General features: G+C 47.0%; 17 protein-coding genes and 1 pseudogene. 5 read left to right on the forward strand and 13 right to left on the reverse strand.

Going from position 1 to position 16,855, the window contains the following annotated elements; all coding sequences use genetic code 11:
- Positions 1-256: 256 nt before the first annotated feature.
- The 5 genes from DBX26_RS14845 to rhtB all read right to left on the reverse strand — a co-directional run bounded on the left by DBX26_RS14845 (position 257) and on the right by rhtB (position 4,122).
- Complete coding sequence (locus tag DBX26_RS14845) at positions 257-751, reverse strand: cyclin-dependent kinase inhibitor 3 family protein (protein ID WP_118119616.1); 495 nt, start codon at positions 749-751, stop codon at positions 257-259.
- Between the two features lie 12 nt (positions 752-763).
- Entirely contained in the window at positions 764-1,765 is a 1,002-nt protein-coding gene (locus DBX26_RS14850; RefSeq protein ID WP_118119618.1) for an ArsJ-associated glyceraldehyde-3-phosphate dehydrogenase, read from the reverse strand.
- A 50-nt stretch (positions 1,766-1,815) separates the two neighbouring features.
- On the reverse strand, positions 1,816-2,151 hold the full coding sequence (locus DBX26_RS14855; RefSeq protein WP_014233324.1) for a metalloregulator ArsR/SmtB family transcription factor: 336 nt from the start codon (positions 2,149-2,151) through the stop codon (positions 1,816-1,818).
- Positions 2,152-2,253: 102 nt separating this feature from the next.
- Positions 2,254-3,477: an EAL and HDOD domain-containing protein gene (locus DBX26_RS14860; protein WP_020334052.1), complete on the reverse strand. Its 1,224-nt coding sequence runs from the start codon at positions 3,475-3,477 to the stop codon at positions 2,254-2,256.
- A gap of 27 nt (positions 3,478-3,504) precedes the next feature.
- Positions 3,505-4,122: a homoserine/homoserine lactone efflux protein gene (gene rhtB, locus DBX26_RS14865; RefSeq protein WP_020334053.1), complete on the reverse strand. Its 618-nt coding sequence runs from the start codon at positions 4,120-4,122 to the stop codon at positions 3,505-3,507.
- Between the two features lie 65 nt (positions 4,123-4,187).
- Between rhtB and DBX26_RS14870 the strand changes: the two genes are divergently transcribed.
- Both DBX26_RS14870 and DBX26_RS14875 read left to right on the forward strand, forming a co-directional pair.
- Positions 4,188-5,189 carry an alpha/beta fold hydrolase gene (locus DBX26_RS14870; RefSeq protein ID WP_065303007.1) on the forward strand — a complete coding sequence of 334 codons (1,002 nt, stop codon included), beginning with the start codon at positions 4,188-4,190 and terminating at the stop codon, positions 5,187-5,189.
- Between the two features lie 280 nt (positions 5,190-5,469).
- Positions 5,470-6,306 carry a Cof-type HAD-IIB family hydrolase gene (locus tag DBX26_RS14875; protein ID WP_118119620.1) on the forward strand — a complete coding sequence of 279 codons (837 nt, stop codon included), beginning with the start codon at positions 5,470-5,472 and terminating at the stop codon, positions 6,304-6,306.
- A 48-nt stretch (positions 6,307-6,354) separates the two neighbouring features.
- Here the strand turns inward: DBX26_RS14875 and DBX26_RS14880 are convergent, their stop codons facing one another.
- On the reverse strand, positions 6,355-6,825 hold the full coding sequence (locus DBX26_RS14880) for an EVE domain-containing protein (RefSeq protein WP_118119622.1): 471 nt from the start codon (positions 6,823-6,825) through the stop codon (positions 6,355-6,357).
- Between the two features lie 50 nt (positions 6,826-6,875).
- Here DBX26_RS14880 and DBX26_RS14885 point away from each other — a divergent pair, with 50 nt between their 5' ends.
- Positions 6,876-8,426, forward strand: a complete 1,551-nt coding sequence (locus DBX26_RS14885) for a COG3650 family protein (RefSeq protein WP_118119624.1) — start codon at positions 6,876-6,878, stop codon at positions 8,424-8,426.
- Positions 8,426-9,022: a tRNA-uridine aminocarboxypropyltransferase gene (locus tag DBX26_RS14890; protein WP_118119626.1), complete on the forward strand. Its 597-nt coding sequence runs from the start codon at positions 8,426-8,428 to the stop codon at positions 9,020-9,022. The genes DBX26_RS14885 and DBX26_RS14890 overlap by 1 nt, the downstream gene beginning before the upstream one ends.
- Positions 9,023-9,114: 92 nt before the next feature.
- Here DBX26_RS14890 and yigB read toward each other — a convergent pair whose 3' ends face one another.
- The 6 genes and pseudogenes from yigB to DBX26_RS25505 form a co-directional block, all read right to left on the reverse strand.
- On the reverse strand, positions 9,115-9,831 hold the full coding sequence (yigB, locus tag DBX26_RS14895; protein ID WP_118119627.1) for a 5-amino-6-(5-phospho-D-ribitylamino)uracil phosphatase YigB: 717 nt from the start codon (positions 9,829-9,831) through the stop codon (positions 9,115-9,117).
- A gap of 8 nt (positions 9,832-9,839) precedes the next feature.
- Complete coding sequence (gene xerC / locus DBX26_RS14900; RefSeq protein WP_014233333.1) at positions 9,840-10,772, reverse strand: tyrosine recombinase XerC; 933 nt, start codon at positions 10,770-10,772, stop codon at positions 9,840-9,842.
- The gene (locus DBX26_RS14905; protein ID WP_024372612.1) at positions 10,738-11,469 is read right to left on the reverse strand and encodes a DUF484 family protein; all 732 of its coding nucleotides are present in this window, start codon (positions 11,467-11,469) and stop codon (positions 10,738-10,740) included. The genes xerC and DBX26_RS14905 overlap by 35 nt, the downstream gene beginning before the upstream one ends.
- The gene (dapF, locus tag DBX26_RS14910; RefSeq protein ID WP_065300366.1) at positions 11,463-12,293 is read right to left on the reverse strand and encodes a diaminopimelate epimerase; all 831 of its coding nucleotides are present in this window, start codon (positions 12,291-12,293) and stop codon (positions 11,463-11,465) included. Before dapF ends, DBX26_RS14905 begins: the two co-directional genes overlap by 7 nt.
- A gap of 10 nt (positions 12,294-12,303) precedes the next feature.
- A complete protein-coding gene (gene lysA / locus DBX26_RS14915) occupies positions 12,304-13,557 on the reverse strand; it encodes a diaminopimelate decarboxylase (RefSeq protein WP_020334062.1) in 1,254 nt (417 codons plus the stop codon).
- A gap of 61 nt (positions 13,558-13,618) precedes the next feature.
- Positions 13,619-13,830 (reverse strand): annotated as a pseudogene (locus tag DBX26_RS25505) (lipoprotein).
- Between DBX26_RS25505 and cyaY the strand changes: the two are divergent.
- Positions 13,810-14,124 carry an iron donor protein CyaY gene (cyaY, locus tag DBX26_RS14925; protein WP_014233338.1) on the forward strand — a complete coding sequence of 105 codons (315 nt, stop codon included), beginning with the start codon at positions 13,810-13,812 and terminating at the stop codon, positions 14,122-14,124. The pseudogene DBX26_RS25505 and the gene cyaY overlap by 21 nt on opposite strands.
- Positions 14,125-14,194: 70 nt before the next feature.
- Here cyaY and DBX26_RS14930 read toward each other — a convergent pair whose 3' ends face one another.
- The gene (locus DBX26_RS14930; protein WP_020334064.1) at positions 14,195-16,720 is read right to left on the reverse strand and encodes a class I adenylate cyclase; all 2,526 of its coding nucleotides are present in this window, start codon (positions 16,718-16,720) and stop codon (positions 14,195-14,197) included.
- Positions 16,721-16,855 lie beyond the last annotated feature (135 nt).

Here is a 16,855-nt window from a genome sequence, read left to right on the forward strand (position 1 = left end):
TTTGACCTCAGATGTACAGCAATAAAAGCATTTGGATCATGATGTGCCAAATACTGTAAAACCTGAACACCAATAAGTTTCTATCGGCATTGGTACAAACGTGCAAGCTCAATAATCTTTCAGGTTAAAAACAAAAAGATTATTTAAATCAGCTATATAATAGTAATTTGAATTTAATTAATGTATTCAAAATAGACGCTAAGCTGACTGAACTAGAGCTTTTGGATCATAATGTTCCAAAAGCTCTATAAGCTGATCAAGCACTCTGTGCTACGCGCTCGATGTACTCTACCTGCACGGGTTTCGTAAATGCGCCAGGGCGCAAAGCCTGTACTTCACGCACGATATCGTCGAGCACCCACTCTTTCTCAAGCAGTAAGTGCGCAGCCAAAAGACCAGTCCGGCCGGAGCCGCCCATACAGTGCATAGCAACTTTACCGCCCTCGGCAAGAATGGCGTGTAGCTCAGGACTCGCGTGCTGCCATTTCGTCGCAAACGCATCATCTGGTGCACAATCGTCTTCTATCTCGACCTGAAACCATTTCATACCCAGTTGCTGAGTGATTTCACCCAACTCAGAAACATTTTTGGCTGCCAGTTCAGTGTTATCCAATGCGGTAACGACGGCTTGAACGCCCTGCTCTTTCAACTGCTCAAGTGATGCTTGTAGCGCAACATCTTTAGTACCCGGACACGGTGTTAATACCAATGCGCCCGACTCTAGCGCTAATTGCCATGTAGGATGAGACATAGTTAAACCTCTTTAAGCCAGACCAACGTTACGTACCAGCTCTGCTGTACGTGTTGCGTAACCCATTTCATTGTCGTACCACGCGTAAATCTTCACCATGCGTGAGCCCACGACCATGGTTGATTGCGCGTCGACGATGGTAGAGCGCTGGTCGCCTTTGTAATCAATCGATACCAATGGGCGCTCTTCAAAACCAAGAATGCCTTTCAGTTCACCTTCAGACGCTTCTTTCAGTAATGCATTCACTTCTTCTGCTGTGGTATCACGCTTAACATCGAAGATGATGTCAGTCAGAGATGCATTGGCTAAAGGAACACGTACGGCATGGCCGTTAATTTTGCCTTTCAGGTCAGGGAAAATTTCCACAATCGCCGTCGCACTGCCTGTCGTGGTTGGGATAAGGCTCATGCCACAAGCGCGAGCACGACGAAGGTCTTTGTGTGGTGCATCCAGAATAGTCTGTGTGTTGGTCAGATCATGAATGGTTGTGAAGGAAGACTGCTCGATACCAAGTTTCTCATGAATCACTTTCACCACTGGCGCAATACAGTTGGTAGTACAAGATGCCGCGGTCACGATACGGTGTTTTTCAGGGTCAAAGATATGGTCGTTCACACCCACAACAATGTTGGCAATACCTTCTTCTTTCACTGGCGCACTGACGACAACTCGCTTAACACCTTGGTCAAGGTACTGATCTAAGTACGACGTTTTGCGATGTACGCCAGTGGCTTCAATCACAACATCACAGCCTGACCAATTAACGGCGTCGATGTCTCGCTGCTGGGTAGTGACGATACGCTTACCATCAATGACCAGTTCGTTGCCTTCGACCTGAACTTCATGGTGCCAACGCCCCTGAACCGAATCGAACTCCAGCAAATGCCCTAGCGTTGCCGCATCACCAGCAACATCATTAATCTGAACAAACTCCAATTCAGGCCAGTCAAACGCCGCACGCAATGCCAAACGGCCAATTCGGCCAAAACCGTTAATTCCTACTTTAATCGTCATAATTTTCCCTTCAAATCTTCTGCGTTGAAATATTTATCCGTTGTGTGCTGTTAGCAGCAGGCCTCACGATTTTTATCGTGCAGGCGCGAAATATCTTGCTGGTACTCTTGCTTCAAACAGTTCGATGCCACTAAATCGTTAATCACTTTTCTCATCCAACCTGGCAACTCTTGTGACAACTGGTAAAACACCCATTGTCCCTGACGCTTATCAACTAAGATGCCATTGGATCGTAACTGGGCAAGATGACGAGACACTTTCGGTTGGCTCTCTTGAAGTGCAAACGCTAAATCGCCCACACAAACTTCTCCTTCACGAGCCACCAGCATTAAACAACGCACTCGAGTCTCGTCAGATAAAAGTTTGAAAAACTGATGTGGAAGCATAGTAAACATACCTATATATGGATATGCGTATATGTTTATTTAAAACCACGGCAGCGTCAAGCGCTCAGCACTTAACGTCACAAAAGTTTAATAATGGAAAAGCTAGGCGTTAGCGACGCTTTGGCTCCAACGAACCGCTTCACCCAAAGAAGCCTGTACTTGCTCGAAACAAAGGCCCAGCTGATTAGAAAATTTTTCCACTCCAAGCCAGTCAGCGCGTTCGTAGCATTCTTCCAGAGAAATAAGCGCACCATACTCCCCTTTTCGATGCAGCAACGCTTGTTGCACAGACTCACTGAGCGGTAATTGCTTGATTAAGGATTCAGTAGACAGATCGAGTATGGCATCTAGAATCGACAACAAGCCGACCATAAAACCTTGCTCGTTCAAATGAGAGAATGGCTGGTGACGAGACATCAACTGACAAAATTGAGCTCGTTGAAGTGAGAGGTTAAACAGTTCACGTGGTTTGTTAGTCGAGATATAAGACGCCACGACAAGTGAGACGAACTGCTTTAGATTATCCTGCCCAAGGTAAATCAGAGCCTGACGAAACGAACGGATTTCCACTTCCAGCTTGGTCGCCTGCATGTTCACAAAGCGCAGTAATTTGTACGACAGCGCCACATCTTGCGTTATCAGGTCTTCAATACGCTGAAAATTTGGTTCGGGCACACACACTTCACGAAATAGCTGCAGTGCCACAACCTGCTCTGGGCTGACATAATGGGTTTGAGACACAAGAGGCTTACTGAAAAAGTAACCCTGGAAGAATTTGAAACCGGCTGCTTTTGCCTGATTAAACTCTTCCTCTGTCTCTACCCGCTCAGCTAGAAAATGGTATTTAACTCGTTGCGCTAGCTGCGTTTTAACCAATTCACACGCGGCCTCTAACCCCATTGCCATAATGTCCAGCTTTACAATGTGCGCGTAAGGCAAGAAACGTTTCCATTCTGGAGTAAGGGTGAAGTCGTCCAATGCGATCAGGTAGCCCTCTCGATAAAGCTCTCTGATCGCCTCAAATAGCTCATCAGTAGGCTGACAAGTTTCTAGTACTTCGACGACGATTTTATGTTTCGGCAAGCTGTGCGGTAAACGGCGCAGTAAACTCTGATGAGGGAAGTTGATGAAACATCGTGATGATGTAATCACCGGATTTAAGCCAACAGAGAGGAAGTTTTCGACAACCAATCGGTATGTCGCCCGGTCTGCATCAATATGAGAAGGGAAAACATTGCGCTCCCCATCCCGAAACAGCAGTTCGTAGCCAAGCGTTTGTCTTTTACGATTAAAGATAGGCTGGCGAGCGACATACGTGGTATTCATACTAAAAACAACCTAATAATTAGCGACTTATGATTTTGCAGCTGCTAATAGTGCACCACATCCCATAAACATGGAACCAAAGACTTTATTTATGTTCGCCATAATTTTATCTGAGCGAATAAAACGGCCCATCTTTGATGCCAGCGACGTGTAACCAAGCATCACAAATGAATCCACTGCAACTGTTGTTACCCCGAGTACCAATAACTGAGTTAGCTGGTCTTTTGCCGGATCAATAAACTGCGGGAACAAAGCCACCAAAAAAACAATCGATTTTGGATTGGTTAAATTAATGAGGATCGCTTTATACATCAGCGCTGTTGCTGACATCTCTTTTTGACTCTCTGCCGCCACCAAACCAGACGTATCGCGCCACTTCTGAAAACCAAGCCAGACAAGATAAGCCGCTCCAACCCATTTGATAACCGCAAACGCCGTGGCCGATTGCGCCACCAGCGCACCAATACCAGCACCCACCATAGCAATATGAATCGCTAAACCAATTTGCAAACCCATAATCGCGCCAAGTGACTTACGTGTACCGTAGCTCAGACCATTACTGATCGAGTTTACAGTACCTGATCCCGGAGCAAGGCTAAAAACAATTGCTGTGACCAAATAGGCAAACCAAACATGGGTATCCATTGCATTTCCTCACTAATTCTTCGATGATACATCGCGTCTACAATGTATTTTCAGGTAATCGACTAATGGCTACTCACCATTCCCCTACGACTTATACTCAAGAGAACTTATTTGAGCAAGCGATAGGTGGTCCGATCGCTGAACTCTGGCAAAGTCGCCAAGAAGGCTTTGTGAAAGGGACAGAAAAAAAGAAGATCTACTGGTGCAAACTCACCCACCCTGAACACAAAAAAGCGGTGCTGGTTGTTAATGGACGAATCGAGTCTTCCTGGAAATACCAAGAACTGTTTTATGATTTCTACCGCCAAGGTTACGACGTTTACTCATTTGACCACCGTGGGCAAGGATTATCCGACCGGCTACTAGAAGACTCGGACATGGGTCACGTCTATGACTTTGCAGACTATGTTGAAGATATGGACATAGTGATAAAAAAGCACGATCTCGGCCACTATGACCAGTGTTTTATCGTCGCGCACTCCATGGGCGGAGCCATCGCCACTCGTTATCTTCAAACTCACCCGAAGCATCATTTCACAGGGTTGATTTTAAGTGCCCCGATGTTCGGGATTAACCTGCCGTGGTACTTATCTCCGATCGCCCTGCCGGTGACACAAATTCTTTCGGCAGTATCAACGCTGCCACGTTATGCGCCTGGTCATCAGCCCTACTTCCCCAAACCGTTTGAGAATAATCTCCTCAGCCAGAGCCATGATCGCTATCGTTGGTTTCGTGGACTTTATTCAGACATGCCGGAGCTACAAGTTGGTGGACCAAGTACCCGCTGGGTATGGCAAGGGCTGATGGCAGCCAAACAATGCTTTTTATTAACACGTCAGGTAAAAATACCCGTGTTGCTTATTCAAGCCGGAGAAGACCGTATTGTCAGTAATCTGGCTCAGAAACGTTTTATTGATAAGTTGAGTAAAACCAACCCGAATGCCGAGCTGGTATCCGTAGAAGGTGCTCATCATGAAATTTTGTTCGAAGCCGATAAATACCGTAATCAGGCTCTGGATGCGATTTTCCGTTTTATGAAACAGCCTAAGCCTTCTTCCGTTTCATAAAAAACAGTCCGCCGCCAGATACGCAAAGTGGACTTTATACGTCCCTATTCTCTGAGCAATTTAAAGAGGAAATGTATGCAACGCGATTTACCCTCTTTTTCATCCCTATTTTAACGTACACTGATTAGGCTTGTTCAGCTTTCAACCGAGATGTAACCCCGAAAGGTGAATAGCACCTTAAGTTCCCCCTAGCATTCGGAGCCGCATGATCTAGTCAGTCTGCAGGGCTCCGTCTGCACTCTACTTAATCGACACTATCCAAACCGTTTACGAGGACTTCATGAGCACATCGCTACCTTGCAAAGAGATCACTAAAATCGTTGCCTCAGATCTGGATGGCACTTTACTTGCGCCCAATCATCAACTCAGCGCTTACTCAAAAATGACGCTGCGAACGCTACATGAAATGGGCTACACCTTTGTCTTTGCTACAGGTCGTCACCACGTAGACGTCGCTGGTATTCGCTCTCAGGTTGGGATTCCGGCGTACATGATCACCTCAAACGGTGCGCGCGTGCATGATCAAAACGATAAGCTGATGTACAGCGAAAACGTCCCACAGGAGCTCGTTCAAGGCGTGATCGACACGATCAAGCACGATCATGAAATACTTATCCACATGTATCAGAATGACGACTGGTTACTAAACAAAGACGATGAAACGCTGCGTGAATTCCATGAAGAGTTTACTTACAAGCTGTTCGATGAAAATCAGGCACCAACTGACGGCATCGCGAAAATCTTCTTTACCCATGCAGACAAAGATCATGAACGTCTGGTCTCGTTCGAAACTCAGTTACGTGACCAGTTTGGAGACAAACTAAATATCGCCTTCTCCACGCCTTGGTGTCTGGAAGTCATGAACGGAGAAGTCTCTAAAGGTCATGCTCTGCAAGCCATCGCGGAGTCACTCGATCTAGAACTGAAAAACTGCCTTGCATTTGGTGACGGCATGAATGACGTCGAAATGCTGTCAATGGCGGGTAAAGGTCTGATTATGGGGACTGCGCACGAAAAAGTAATGAAAGCACTACCAAACAACGAAGTGATTGGCAGTAACGCCGATGATGCGGTTGCACGCTATCTGCAAAAGCATTTGCTGCAAGACGAGCAATAAGAAAATCTTCACAAGGGCTGTATAAATCAGCCCTTGTTTTTATCTAGTCTAACGCTGGCTGGGCAGTTTCTCTCGGCCAAGAATCGCTTGCCACTCCTCCTCTGTCACTGGCATAACCGATAAACGATTTCCGCGTTTGACTAAAGGCATGTTCTCCAGCTCAGGCATCGCTTTCATCACTGACAACGGAATCACGCGGTCCGTTTTACGCACAAACTCTACATCAACCATAATCCAGCGAGGATTGTCCGGATCCGATTTCGGGTCGTAATAATCGCTTTCTGGATCGAACTGAAAATGGTCTGGATACGCCTCGCGTATGACTTTGGCAATTCCTGCAACACCAACGTTTTTACACGAAGAGTGATAAATCAGAACCAAATCGCCCAGTTTCAGCTGATCACGCATCATGTTACGCGCCTGATAATTACGAACGCCTTCCCAACATGAAACCTTTTGGGTTCGAAGCGTGTCAATAGAAAAGGTATCTGGTTCAGTTTTAAATAACCAATATGCCATAATGCCATCCGATGCTGATTGAGTAACAATAATAATGAGGAAGATATAACATGAAGGCTTTGAAAAACCCAGTGGCCCTGGCCACTCTGCTGGTTCTGCAAGCATGTAGCTCGCAACTGCCAGAAAATGGCAACGAGGAGATAACCACCCCACCAGCATCACTAGATAAGCCTGAAACCATTCAACCTCAAACGTTTATGCTGCGTGGTGAAGTGGTTATTGGCCACGAAAGCCAGTACATCATGCCTTGTGGCAGTGACAAACAATACTGGCTGCAACTGTCACCACAACAAGCTCAACGCGCCATGTCGTTGAGTAACGAGCCTTATCAACCCATGTATGGGGAAATGATTGGCCACCTGAATCCTCCAGGCAATGAAGGCTTCTCTGCGGATTTCGACGCCAACTTTGTCGTTGAACAGGTTAACCTCCTCACCAGTGAAAACCCGCAGCGATGCAGTCAGCCAAGTAAACCCACTCGCGTATTTGGTAATGAGCCATTCTGGTCAGCAACTTTTGAGTCGGACGCACTGCAATTTCAGCAACCGGGTAAACCGGCACAATCTATAACCATTGAATCCAGACAGCTACAAGCACGTCAACGCACTTATCAACTTGCGGATGGCGAACTGCGCATGACGGAAAACCTTTGTTCTGACACCATGAGTGATTCCATCTATGGCTGGACAGCGACGCTTAAACACGATGGTACAACGTATCAGGGCTGTGGCATGGCATCGAATGTCGACTCGACACTCGAATGGGCAAACACTTACGTCGCAACGTCAACGCAATCACAAGGGTTTGAAGTACAGATGACCTTAAAGCCAGATCACAGTGCGACAACCCAATACAGTTACTCTGACGGTCAAGCGCCACTGGTTGAACGTGGTTACTGGCAGCAGTTAAGTCCGTCACAGATTCAGGTCGTAATGACCCACCACCAGCAACAGCGTTTACAGTCAGAGCGACTTTTCATCCGCGAAGGAAACCAGCTTAAAGCCACGCAAGAAAAAGTTGGCACTATGGTTTACCCAATTGCTGATGGCGGCTTGGTGTTGTATCCGGCAACAGTACGTCAATCAGGAACGAAGACCTCCTCCCAAGAGCGAGCTAACAGTCCTATCAGCAGCGCAGATATTCCTTCTAGTGCCGACTTCAACTCCAAAGTCGATGCAGCAGTGCGCAATTACTTTTTTATCAATCAAACCAATCTTAGCAATAACCAATACCGCTGGCTGACTTACGATCTGAATGGTGATGGAAACGAAGAACTGTTCGTTCAGCTAGATTGGTGTGGTTCAGGCGGCTGTACCTTACTCGTGTTTGAAAATCATCAAAGTGAGTGGCGTTTTAACAGCCGTATCACTCTAGTACATAGCCCGATAATGCTGGGCCAGCAAACCTCACACGGCTGGCGAGACCTAATTTTTAATGTCAGTGGAGGTGGTGCAACACCGGCTCAACACATCATGCAATACACTGGCGTCAGCTACCCAATCAATCCGAGCATGGCGCCAAAGGCAACGTCAACACAAGTGAGTGGTGTGCGCCTGTTCTCGGATGGTATTAGCCCAGTCCGCGAAGGAGTTCGCTTGTAATGGCACTACCATGCCCTGACTGTGGTTTTCAGTTCAACTGTATTTGCTCACTGCTGCCTAATCTCAGCAGCGAGCACAGCATCATGCTATTAATGCACCCCAATGAACTGGCGCGAGATACCAACACAGGTAAACTGCTGCAGCAATGCAAACTGAATGTGAAGCAAGCCATTTGGGATCGCAAGCAACCACCTGGTGAGTTAATGACTCACCTTGAAGATTCAAGCCTGTACCCGGTGTTACTGTTTCCCAGCGAGGAAAGCCTGACTCTCGAACAAGTGGCAGAGCAGAGCCAGCAACAAAGCCGAAAGCCTTTGTTTATTATTTTGGATGCAACCTGGCAAGAGGCGCGCAAAATGATTAATAAAAGTCGATGGCTGGAGAACGTGCCATTGATGGGGCTTGTAACCCAGGGCGATTCGCATTATCAGCTGCGTCGCAACCAGCAACAAGGCAACCTATGTACGTTTGAAATTGCGGCGCAATTATTAGGGCAATTAGGGGAAGAAGATAACCAGCAGCAGATGCAACACTTCTTTACGCACTACCTTGCCGCCTTTCAAGCAGAAAAAAGCGGACATACGCTTAAGCACTAGCGCAGAAAGTAACAACAAAAAAGCGCAGCCTTGGCTGCGCTTTATTATACGTGTTTCACGTGAAACAATTTAAACTCTGAGTCTCTGCCACATCAAATCAGTGAGAGTAACGGCGGTAAGCTATGAATTTCCATATCCGGCAACGTTCTAGCTCTAGGTAATTGCGCGATATTCTTGTTTACGTCGTTAAACCAACAAGCCGAAAAACCAGCCAGTTTTGCTCCGTGAACATCCGTTACGATATGGTCGCCGACGTGCAAAATATTCTCTGCCGGCAGATCTAAAATCTGTTGCGCTTTAGCAAACATGTCACCGGCTGGTTTGGCTAATCCATCCGGTCCCGCTTTCAGCACACTTTTAAAATAGGGGGTCAGACCGACTTTATCTAAGTCAACATTACCATTAGTGATGGCAACCAAAGGAATTTGCTCACCAAGCTGCGCGAGTACGTTAAGGCTCAGTTGCGGAACCTTGAAACGATTACGCCAATCAAGGGCGACTTGCACGCCTTTTTCCGCCGCAGTTTGCGCTTGCTCTTCATGATAACCAGCATCGAGAAAGCCCTGCTTCAGCTGCACCAAGCGCCAAAGCGTCACGTCACTTTTTAATTCTGGATCCTGCTGCAAAACCTGCTTTTTCACTTTGACCCAGTCCGGTTTTTCCATATGGGCGACCGCAGGATGTGCTTGTTGGAGCCAAGTCAAAAGCTCACGCTCCATGCGTACTATGACCGGATAGTTGTCATAGAGAGTGTCATCAAGGTCAAACGTCATCGCCTTAATTGGCGCAATACGGCGGTAAAATTTCATGCTCTGGTTCAGTCCCCGCTCTTTTTACGTGCTCGTGGATGTGCTTGATCGTAGGCTTGCGCCAAATGTTGGAAATCCAAATGGGTGTAGATCTGCGTGGTCGAAATATTTTCGTGACCTAACAGCTCTTGGACCGCACGTAAGTTGTTACTTGATTCCAGCATATGGGTCGCAAATGAGTGACGTAACTTGTGTGGGCTGATGTGGCTCGCTACCGATTGTTTTTGTCCCCACTCTGCCATACGCTTTTGCACACTACGATGCGAAATACGCGTACCAAGCTTGGACACAAATAATGCTGGTTCTCCGGGATCTGCGAGGTTACCTCGCACTTTAAGCCACTTGCCTACCCACTCGGTCGCCATGCCTGAGAACGGAACTTTACGCTCTTTATCACCTTTACCAATGACACGAAGTTCGCCACTGCGTAAATGCACGTCACGCACATCGACACTTACCAACTCAGCCAATCGTAAACCCGCACCGTACATCAGCTCCATCATGGCGCGATCGCGAACCGCTAGCGGGTCGTCTTCGTTCACTTCCAATAACTGGTTAACTTCATCGACATCGAGGTTTTTTGGCAGCGGACGCTGCTTACGCGGTGCGGAAACACCTTTGGCCGGGTTTGCCGACATTTCGCCGCGCAGGATAAGAAAATCGAAGAAACTGCGCAGTGAAGATAAACGAGTGGCCAGACTGCTGGCTTTCATTCCTTCACGCATGCCTTTACCTGCCAGTTGTCGAACCCAGCCCGCGTCAACCTGAGACCAGTCTTTCAACCCCATTTCGGTTAAGTGGTGCGCCATGGTTTCCAGCTGCTGTTTGTAATTACGCTGGGTATGCAAACTTAGCCCCTTTTCACTTCGCAGAAATTCGTAGAAGCGTTCAAGAGGCTTTTGCAGACTATTTGGCAGAGGAGTGTTTGGAGTTGTCGTCATCGTAACGTTGCCATACCAATGTTTGAGCAAGATGTGCCACTACTAAGGATAGATGACGCAAGAACAAGGTATCCATATCTGGTTGGAAATGTCCGCCGTCCTGGCTCGAAAATGCAAGAACACCCAGTGTCTGTTTCTTGATTAACGGCAATACCACATAAGACCCCATTTCTGGCATTTCCAAACTGCCAAACAAGGCTTCACGATCGACTTTGCGTAAGCGACCTAAGTAGGCATCTTTGCCATTGAGGTGCGTCGTAGCAAAACGCTGGTAGCTTTCCTTACCCAGTTGAACAGAGGCATCACATTGACTAAACAGACGAACGTAAGCACGCAAGCCGAGATCATGCGCTTTCTGCTCAATGGCATGAATCACCTGCTTGAAATCACCACACTTGAGAATCTGTCCCTGCAAATCCATGAACTCGTAAAAAGTTCGGTCATTATTGGCAGCCAGAGACATCAGTGTCGTAATCTCTTCCTCGAGCTCTTCGATGCGTTGACGCTGACGGTTCATCTGAATATGAACCAGTGAAACCGCCCCCAAATCCACATGTGGAAATGACAAACGGTCTACCAGTTCTGGACGCTGAACAAAAAAGTCCGGGTGATCTTTGAGGTACTCAGCGACCACTTCGGCCGTCAACGTATCGGCTTCCACTTCAGACAAAACGTTTCCTTTCTCTTCCACTAGCACGACAGTTGCCCGTCAAAGACATGACTAGCAGGGCCTGTCATAAACAGCGGTTTACCCGGACCTTGCCAAGAAATATTCAGTTCACCACCAGGTAGCGACACTTTGACATTTTCATCGAGCAAGCCTTGTAGAATACCAACTGCAACCGCACCACAGGCGCCACTGCCGCATGCCTGAGTTTCGCCCGCACCGCGCTCATAAACACGCAGACGGATATGGCTGCGATCGACAACCTGCATAAAGCCAGCGTTCACTCGCTCAGGGAAACGCTCGTGAGACTCTAGCAGCGGACCTAATGTATCGACATCAGCAGTATCGACATCATCCACGACCGTCACAACATGAGGGTTGCCCATACTAACAGCACCACAAAACAGGGTGTTGTCACCAGCGCGCATAATGTAGGTTTTCTCTTTTTGCTTCGCTTTGAAAGGGATCTTGTTCGGCTCAAACTCTGGCACGCCCATATTGACCGTTACTTCGCCATCGTCTTCGACGTTAAGGATCATTTTCCCTTTCTTGGTACTCACGCTAATGCTGTATTTGTTGGTCAAACCTTTAAGGCGAACAAAGCGCGCAAAACAACGTGCACCGTTTCCGCACTGCTCAACTTCGCTGCCATCGGCATTAAATATGCGATAGTGGAAGTCGGTCTCTGGGTCATACGGCGCTTCTACCACGAGCAATTGGTCAAAACCAACACCAGTGTGTCGATCCGCCAGGCGGCGGATCAAATCTTGCGAGAAAAACACGTTCTGGGTAATGCAGTCGACGACCATGAAGTCGTTACCCAAACCGTGCATTTTGGAAAAGTGGAAATGCATTTGCTTTGTGTTACTCCGGTAGAATCTGTTCCAGCTGCCACAAACTTGTCAGCTCCTCACGCTGACGAACAAGATGGCTTTGCTTACCGTCCACCATCACTTCCGCCGCTCGGGTACGAGTATTGTAATTCGAAGACATAACAAAACCATAGGCGCCAGCAGAACGAACCGCGAGTAGATCACCTTCTTGTAAAACCAACGCGCGATCTTTACCCAGGAAATCACCGGTTTCACAAATTGGTCCAACCAAGTCGTAAGTTTGCGCTTCACCATCGCGTGGCGAAACTGGCACGATATCTTGCCATGCCTGGTAAAGAGCAGGACGCATCAGGTCATTCATTGCTGCATCAATAATGGCAAAGTTTTTATGCTCAGTGTGCTTTAAGAACTCAACGCGAGTCAGCAAGATGCCCGCATTCGCTGCAATCGCACGACCAGGTTCAAAAATCAGTTCCAGATCTTGGTGATTAGTCAGACGTCCCAATAGAGCCTTCGCATAATCAGATGGCTGTGGAGGAAGCTCATCACGGTAAACCACACCAAGACCACCACCAACATCCAAGTGACGAATGTTGATGCCTTGCGCTTTCAGATCATCAATCAGAGCAAGCAAGCGATCAGTCGCATCGATAAAAGGTTCAATATCAGTTAACTGAGAACCAATATGGCAGTCGATACCCTGTACGTTTAGGTTCGGCAAGCTTTGGGCGAATTTGTACACCTCAGGTGCACGATCAAACGCAATACCAAATTTGTTGTCGCGAAGACCAGTCGAAATATAAGGGTGAGTTTTTGCGTCTACATCTGGGTTGATGCGCAGTGAAATAGGAGCAATCACACCAAGATCGCCTGCCACTTTATTCAGGCGCTCAAGTTCAGGCTCAGATTCAACGTTGAAGCACTTGATACCAAGTTCCAGTGCGCGTTTCATTTCTGCTGGGGTTTTACCTACGCCAGAAAATACCACTTTCTTCGCGTCACCACCGGCAGCAATAACACGTTCTAGTTCACCACCAGATACGATATCAAAGCCTGAACCCAAACGAGCCAGTGCATTCAGTACGCCTAAGTTTGAGTTTGCTTTTACGGCATAACAAACCAGATGAGGATGTTGACCCACTGCACTATCAAACGCCTTCCAGTGGCGCTCTAGCGTGGCTCGAGAGTATACATAAAGAGGAGTGCCATATTGCTCGGCCAGAGCTTGAAGTGAGACGTCTTCGGCCCAAAGCTGGCCATCATCCTGATAGTTGAAGTAATCCAAAATTCGCTTCCCTTATTTTATTCGACTGCAGAACCCTAATTTCACCCAAAGGTGCGGATATTTATTGTGATTGCTCGTTTTGTTGTGTGTCATCTGGAATGTAGAGTGAACCTGACTGTCCACACCCTGCCAGCGTAGCGGCAGCCATCACAAACAACACAGTAACTAATTTTTTCATTTGGCATATCGTGATTATTGAATCAATGCCCCCTATAATCGCACCACACTCAGGAAAAGCAATAGGACAGACGGATGAACGATACTGAATTTCATCAACTGGTGGATGTACAGATGCAAATCATTGAAGAATCCATCGATGATTCAGGTGCAGACATTGATTACGAAGTGTCTGGTAACGTAATGACATTAGAATTTGAAGACCGCAGCCAGATCATCATCAACCGCCAGGAACCGATGCATGAAATTTGGCTGGCATCAAAATCAGGTGGCTTCCACTTCAAGCTTATCGAAGATAAATGGACCTGCTCGAAGACTGGCATGGAACTGTTTGAAATGGTCAAGCAAGAGTGTGAAAAACACGCTGGTGAAGAGATCGACTGGGCATAAGTTCATTTTGTCCTGACCAATACAGAAAAAGAGCACCGCGGTGCTCTTTTTATTTTTGTTCGATTTGCTGTTATGCATTCACCGCTTTGTTGGGACGATGAGGAGGACAATCATTACGGTAAGGTATGATGTAAGCGTTACCTTCTTCGGGATGAATGATCTGATAGTACTGCGGCAAGTTAAAGTTAATGAACTTCGAAGCCACACGAGTATCGTCTTTCACCGAGGTATAGAAACTGTTAACCGAAGCAATCATCTCATCTTTAGAGCCACTGAACTGGTGATACACTTCCACCTGATTCGACTCATCAAGTACGTAGATGTTAAACCCCTTCTCACTGTCTTCGAAGAAGAACTGCACTAACCCTTCACTAGCAAAGCCATCCACCGCATCCGGCATTTGATATTCTTGCTCACGATCGAGCATTAGTAGCGGAGAACCTTTCAGCTTATTAGTTGAGATGCTGCGATAGAAGTCGACGGAGTTTTCTAGCTTCTGTACCGATACGCCGCGGCGCTCGAAGAATAAACCATAGGTTTTCTCGCCAAGACGCATCGCTTTAAAGCGGCGACGTTTTTCTTGTTCGACAGGCTTCAAACGTAAGTCGATACACTCAGCCAGCAACTGATACACTTTATTACGCATCACACCGCGCATGTTTTTCGCGTAACAGAACACATCCACCGATTCTGGCGGAAGCGCATCCTGGTGCATTTTGCCCAAAATGGTTTTTAGTGCATCAAGCATCGCCGTCTCGCCTTTAAAATGCAGAGTACGAACTTCATGCCAGGAATTGCGGTAAACCAAATCAACACTGCCGACTAAGTTTTTATGCTCAGGACCAAAACTGAAAATATCAGTATTCTTCACATCTACTTTGAGCGAACGACCGGATAACTCTTCAGTAGGATCACTTTCAAAGTTGATGAACATCGTCAATTGACTGATTTCACATGGGCTCGCCAGAGCTTGCATAGTCGGACGGCGCTTACGCAATGCAAAGGTGTTACGTAAATCGCTCACCATTTGGTAGAACTTATCAATATCTAACTGCGCTTCACGTACGACAGCGTGCAAACGAGTCGATTCCGTGATCAGGCCATTGAAGAATGCCCACGAAACCAGTTTGCTCAGATATTCATGGTGTTCAAGGTATGGCTGACCCAGAATACGGTGTGCAACCAGCGGCTGTTTGTACAGATACCAACCGGACTTATTCACACCACCATTCTTCACTTCGATAAAGCTCAAATCCGGCTCATGTAAATCTGGTGAGATTTGAGGATTCAGCAGCGTCACTTTCCCCGGAAGCACCTCAAATGCCGCATAAAGCTTACGAGCCAGAATACTGATGTCTTGTGGACTGATCGCCGACGTGATGTCGTTACGACGCGCAAACTGGATAAGGTTACGGTAACTCTGCATCAACGCATCCAACAGCGCATGATGCACTACTTTCACCTGTTCGACCTTCCAGTTACGGCGGTCGTCAAGTTCTGCCACCACGCTTTCATCCCAGTCCCAGCGGGTAATCATGTCGCTCAAGGCTTCACGACGCCAAGCAACAGAGCCAACACCCGGCTGACGAGAGAGTTTTTCATGGGTTTTAAGGTAAAAACAGCGACGAACTAAGTCTAAACGCGTGTAGTCTTGAATACGTTCAAGGTAGCGAGTGACTTTTTCCAACATCAAATAATACGCGTCCATACCGTAGAGATCAGGCTCATGGGCAAAGAAACGACGCTTAGTATCGATACTTAACAGTTGAGTGTGAGGGTATTCCCACGAGTAAGCTTCAAGCAAAATGGCTTTTAATACCGACTTGTAAGGAGAATCGATACTTTTGTACAACTGCCACAAATTCGAGCCAAAGTACTCTTCTGCTGGAATTCGGTTCAATTTGCCAAAGTCGATCCACTCTTTACAATCGATGTAGCCATCGCGACAAAGTTGAGAAACGTACTCGTCGTAAGACTCTTCCATCTCTGGTGGCACAATTTGCCACAACAATCGCTGACCAGCGATACGCACGGCGCTGCGATAGAATTCATCAAGTAACAATAAGTGCTGTGATGAACCACAGTTATCACCAGTCATCTCTTCAGAATGGTTACTTCTGAAACGCTCTTCATCCATCAGGAAGAAGTTCGCCTCGACACCTTTCGTCTGCGCCCAATCAGTGATCAATAAACACTTGTTGGTGAGTAATTCACGCTCATCGCAGTCCATCTGCGGAGAAACACATACCCAAATGTCTAAGTCACTCGATGTACTTTGACCAATCGATGAAGTACTGCCCATGGTGTAAAGGCCAAGGATCGCTGGTTGCGCTGCATCCTCTAGCTTATCGCCAATGGTAAGTTGTGTATCGTCGATGAATTGCTGTTGAACGTCATTAGGCTCCAGACCATAGACACCAACTGGGACGTCAGCATCGTAGTAGCCCGGAATGACAGGGTGGTTGTAATTCAATAAGACAGGAATCAAGTGAAAAACTTGCTGGCTTTGCGAATCCATAAGCGCCAGCGCACGTTCAACACGTTGCTGATTCAATTTATCTAATCGCTGAATTATTTTTTGGGTGTAAGCCTGCAAGGGTAATTCCTTGGTTGAACAATCAAAGATACCTGATGATATTTTAAGCCCAAAAAGCCTAAAAACGTGATCAATTTAACACTTTTATTGTGTATGGTAAAGTTTCTGCTCTCTAATTCATTGCAGAGAAAAAAC

Source organism: Vibrio sp. dhg, from assembly GCF_003443775.1.
In the GTDB taxonomy this organism is placed as follows: domain Bacteria; phylum Pseudomonadota; class Gammaproteobacteria; order Enterobacterales; family Vibrionaceae; genus Vibrio; species Vibrio natriegens.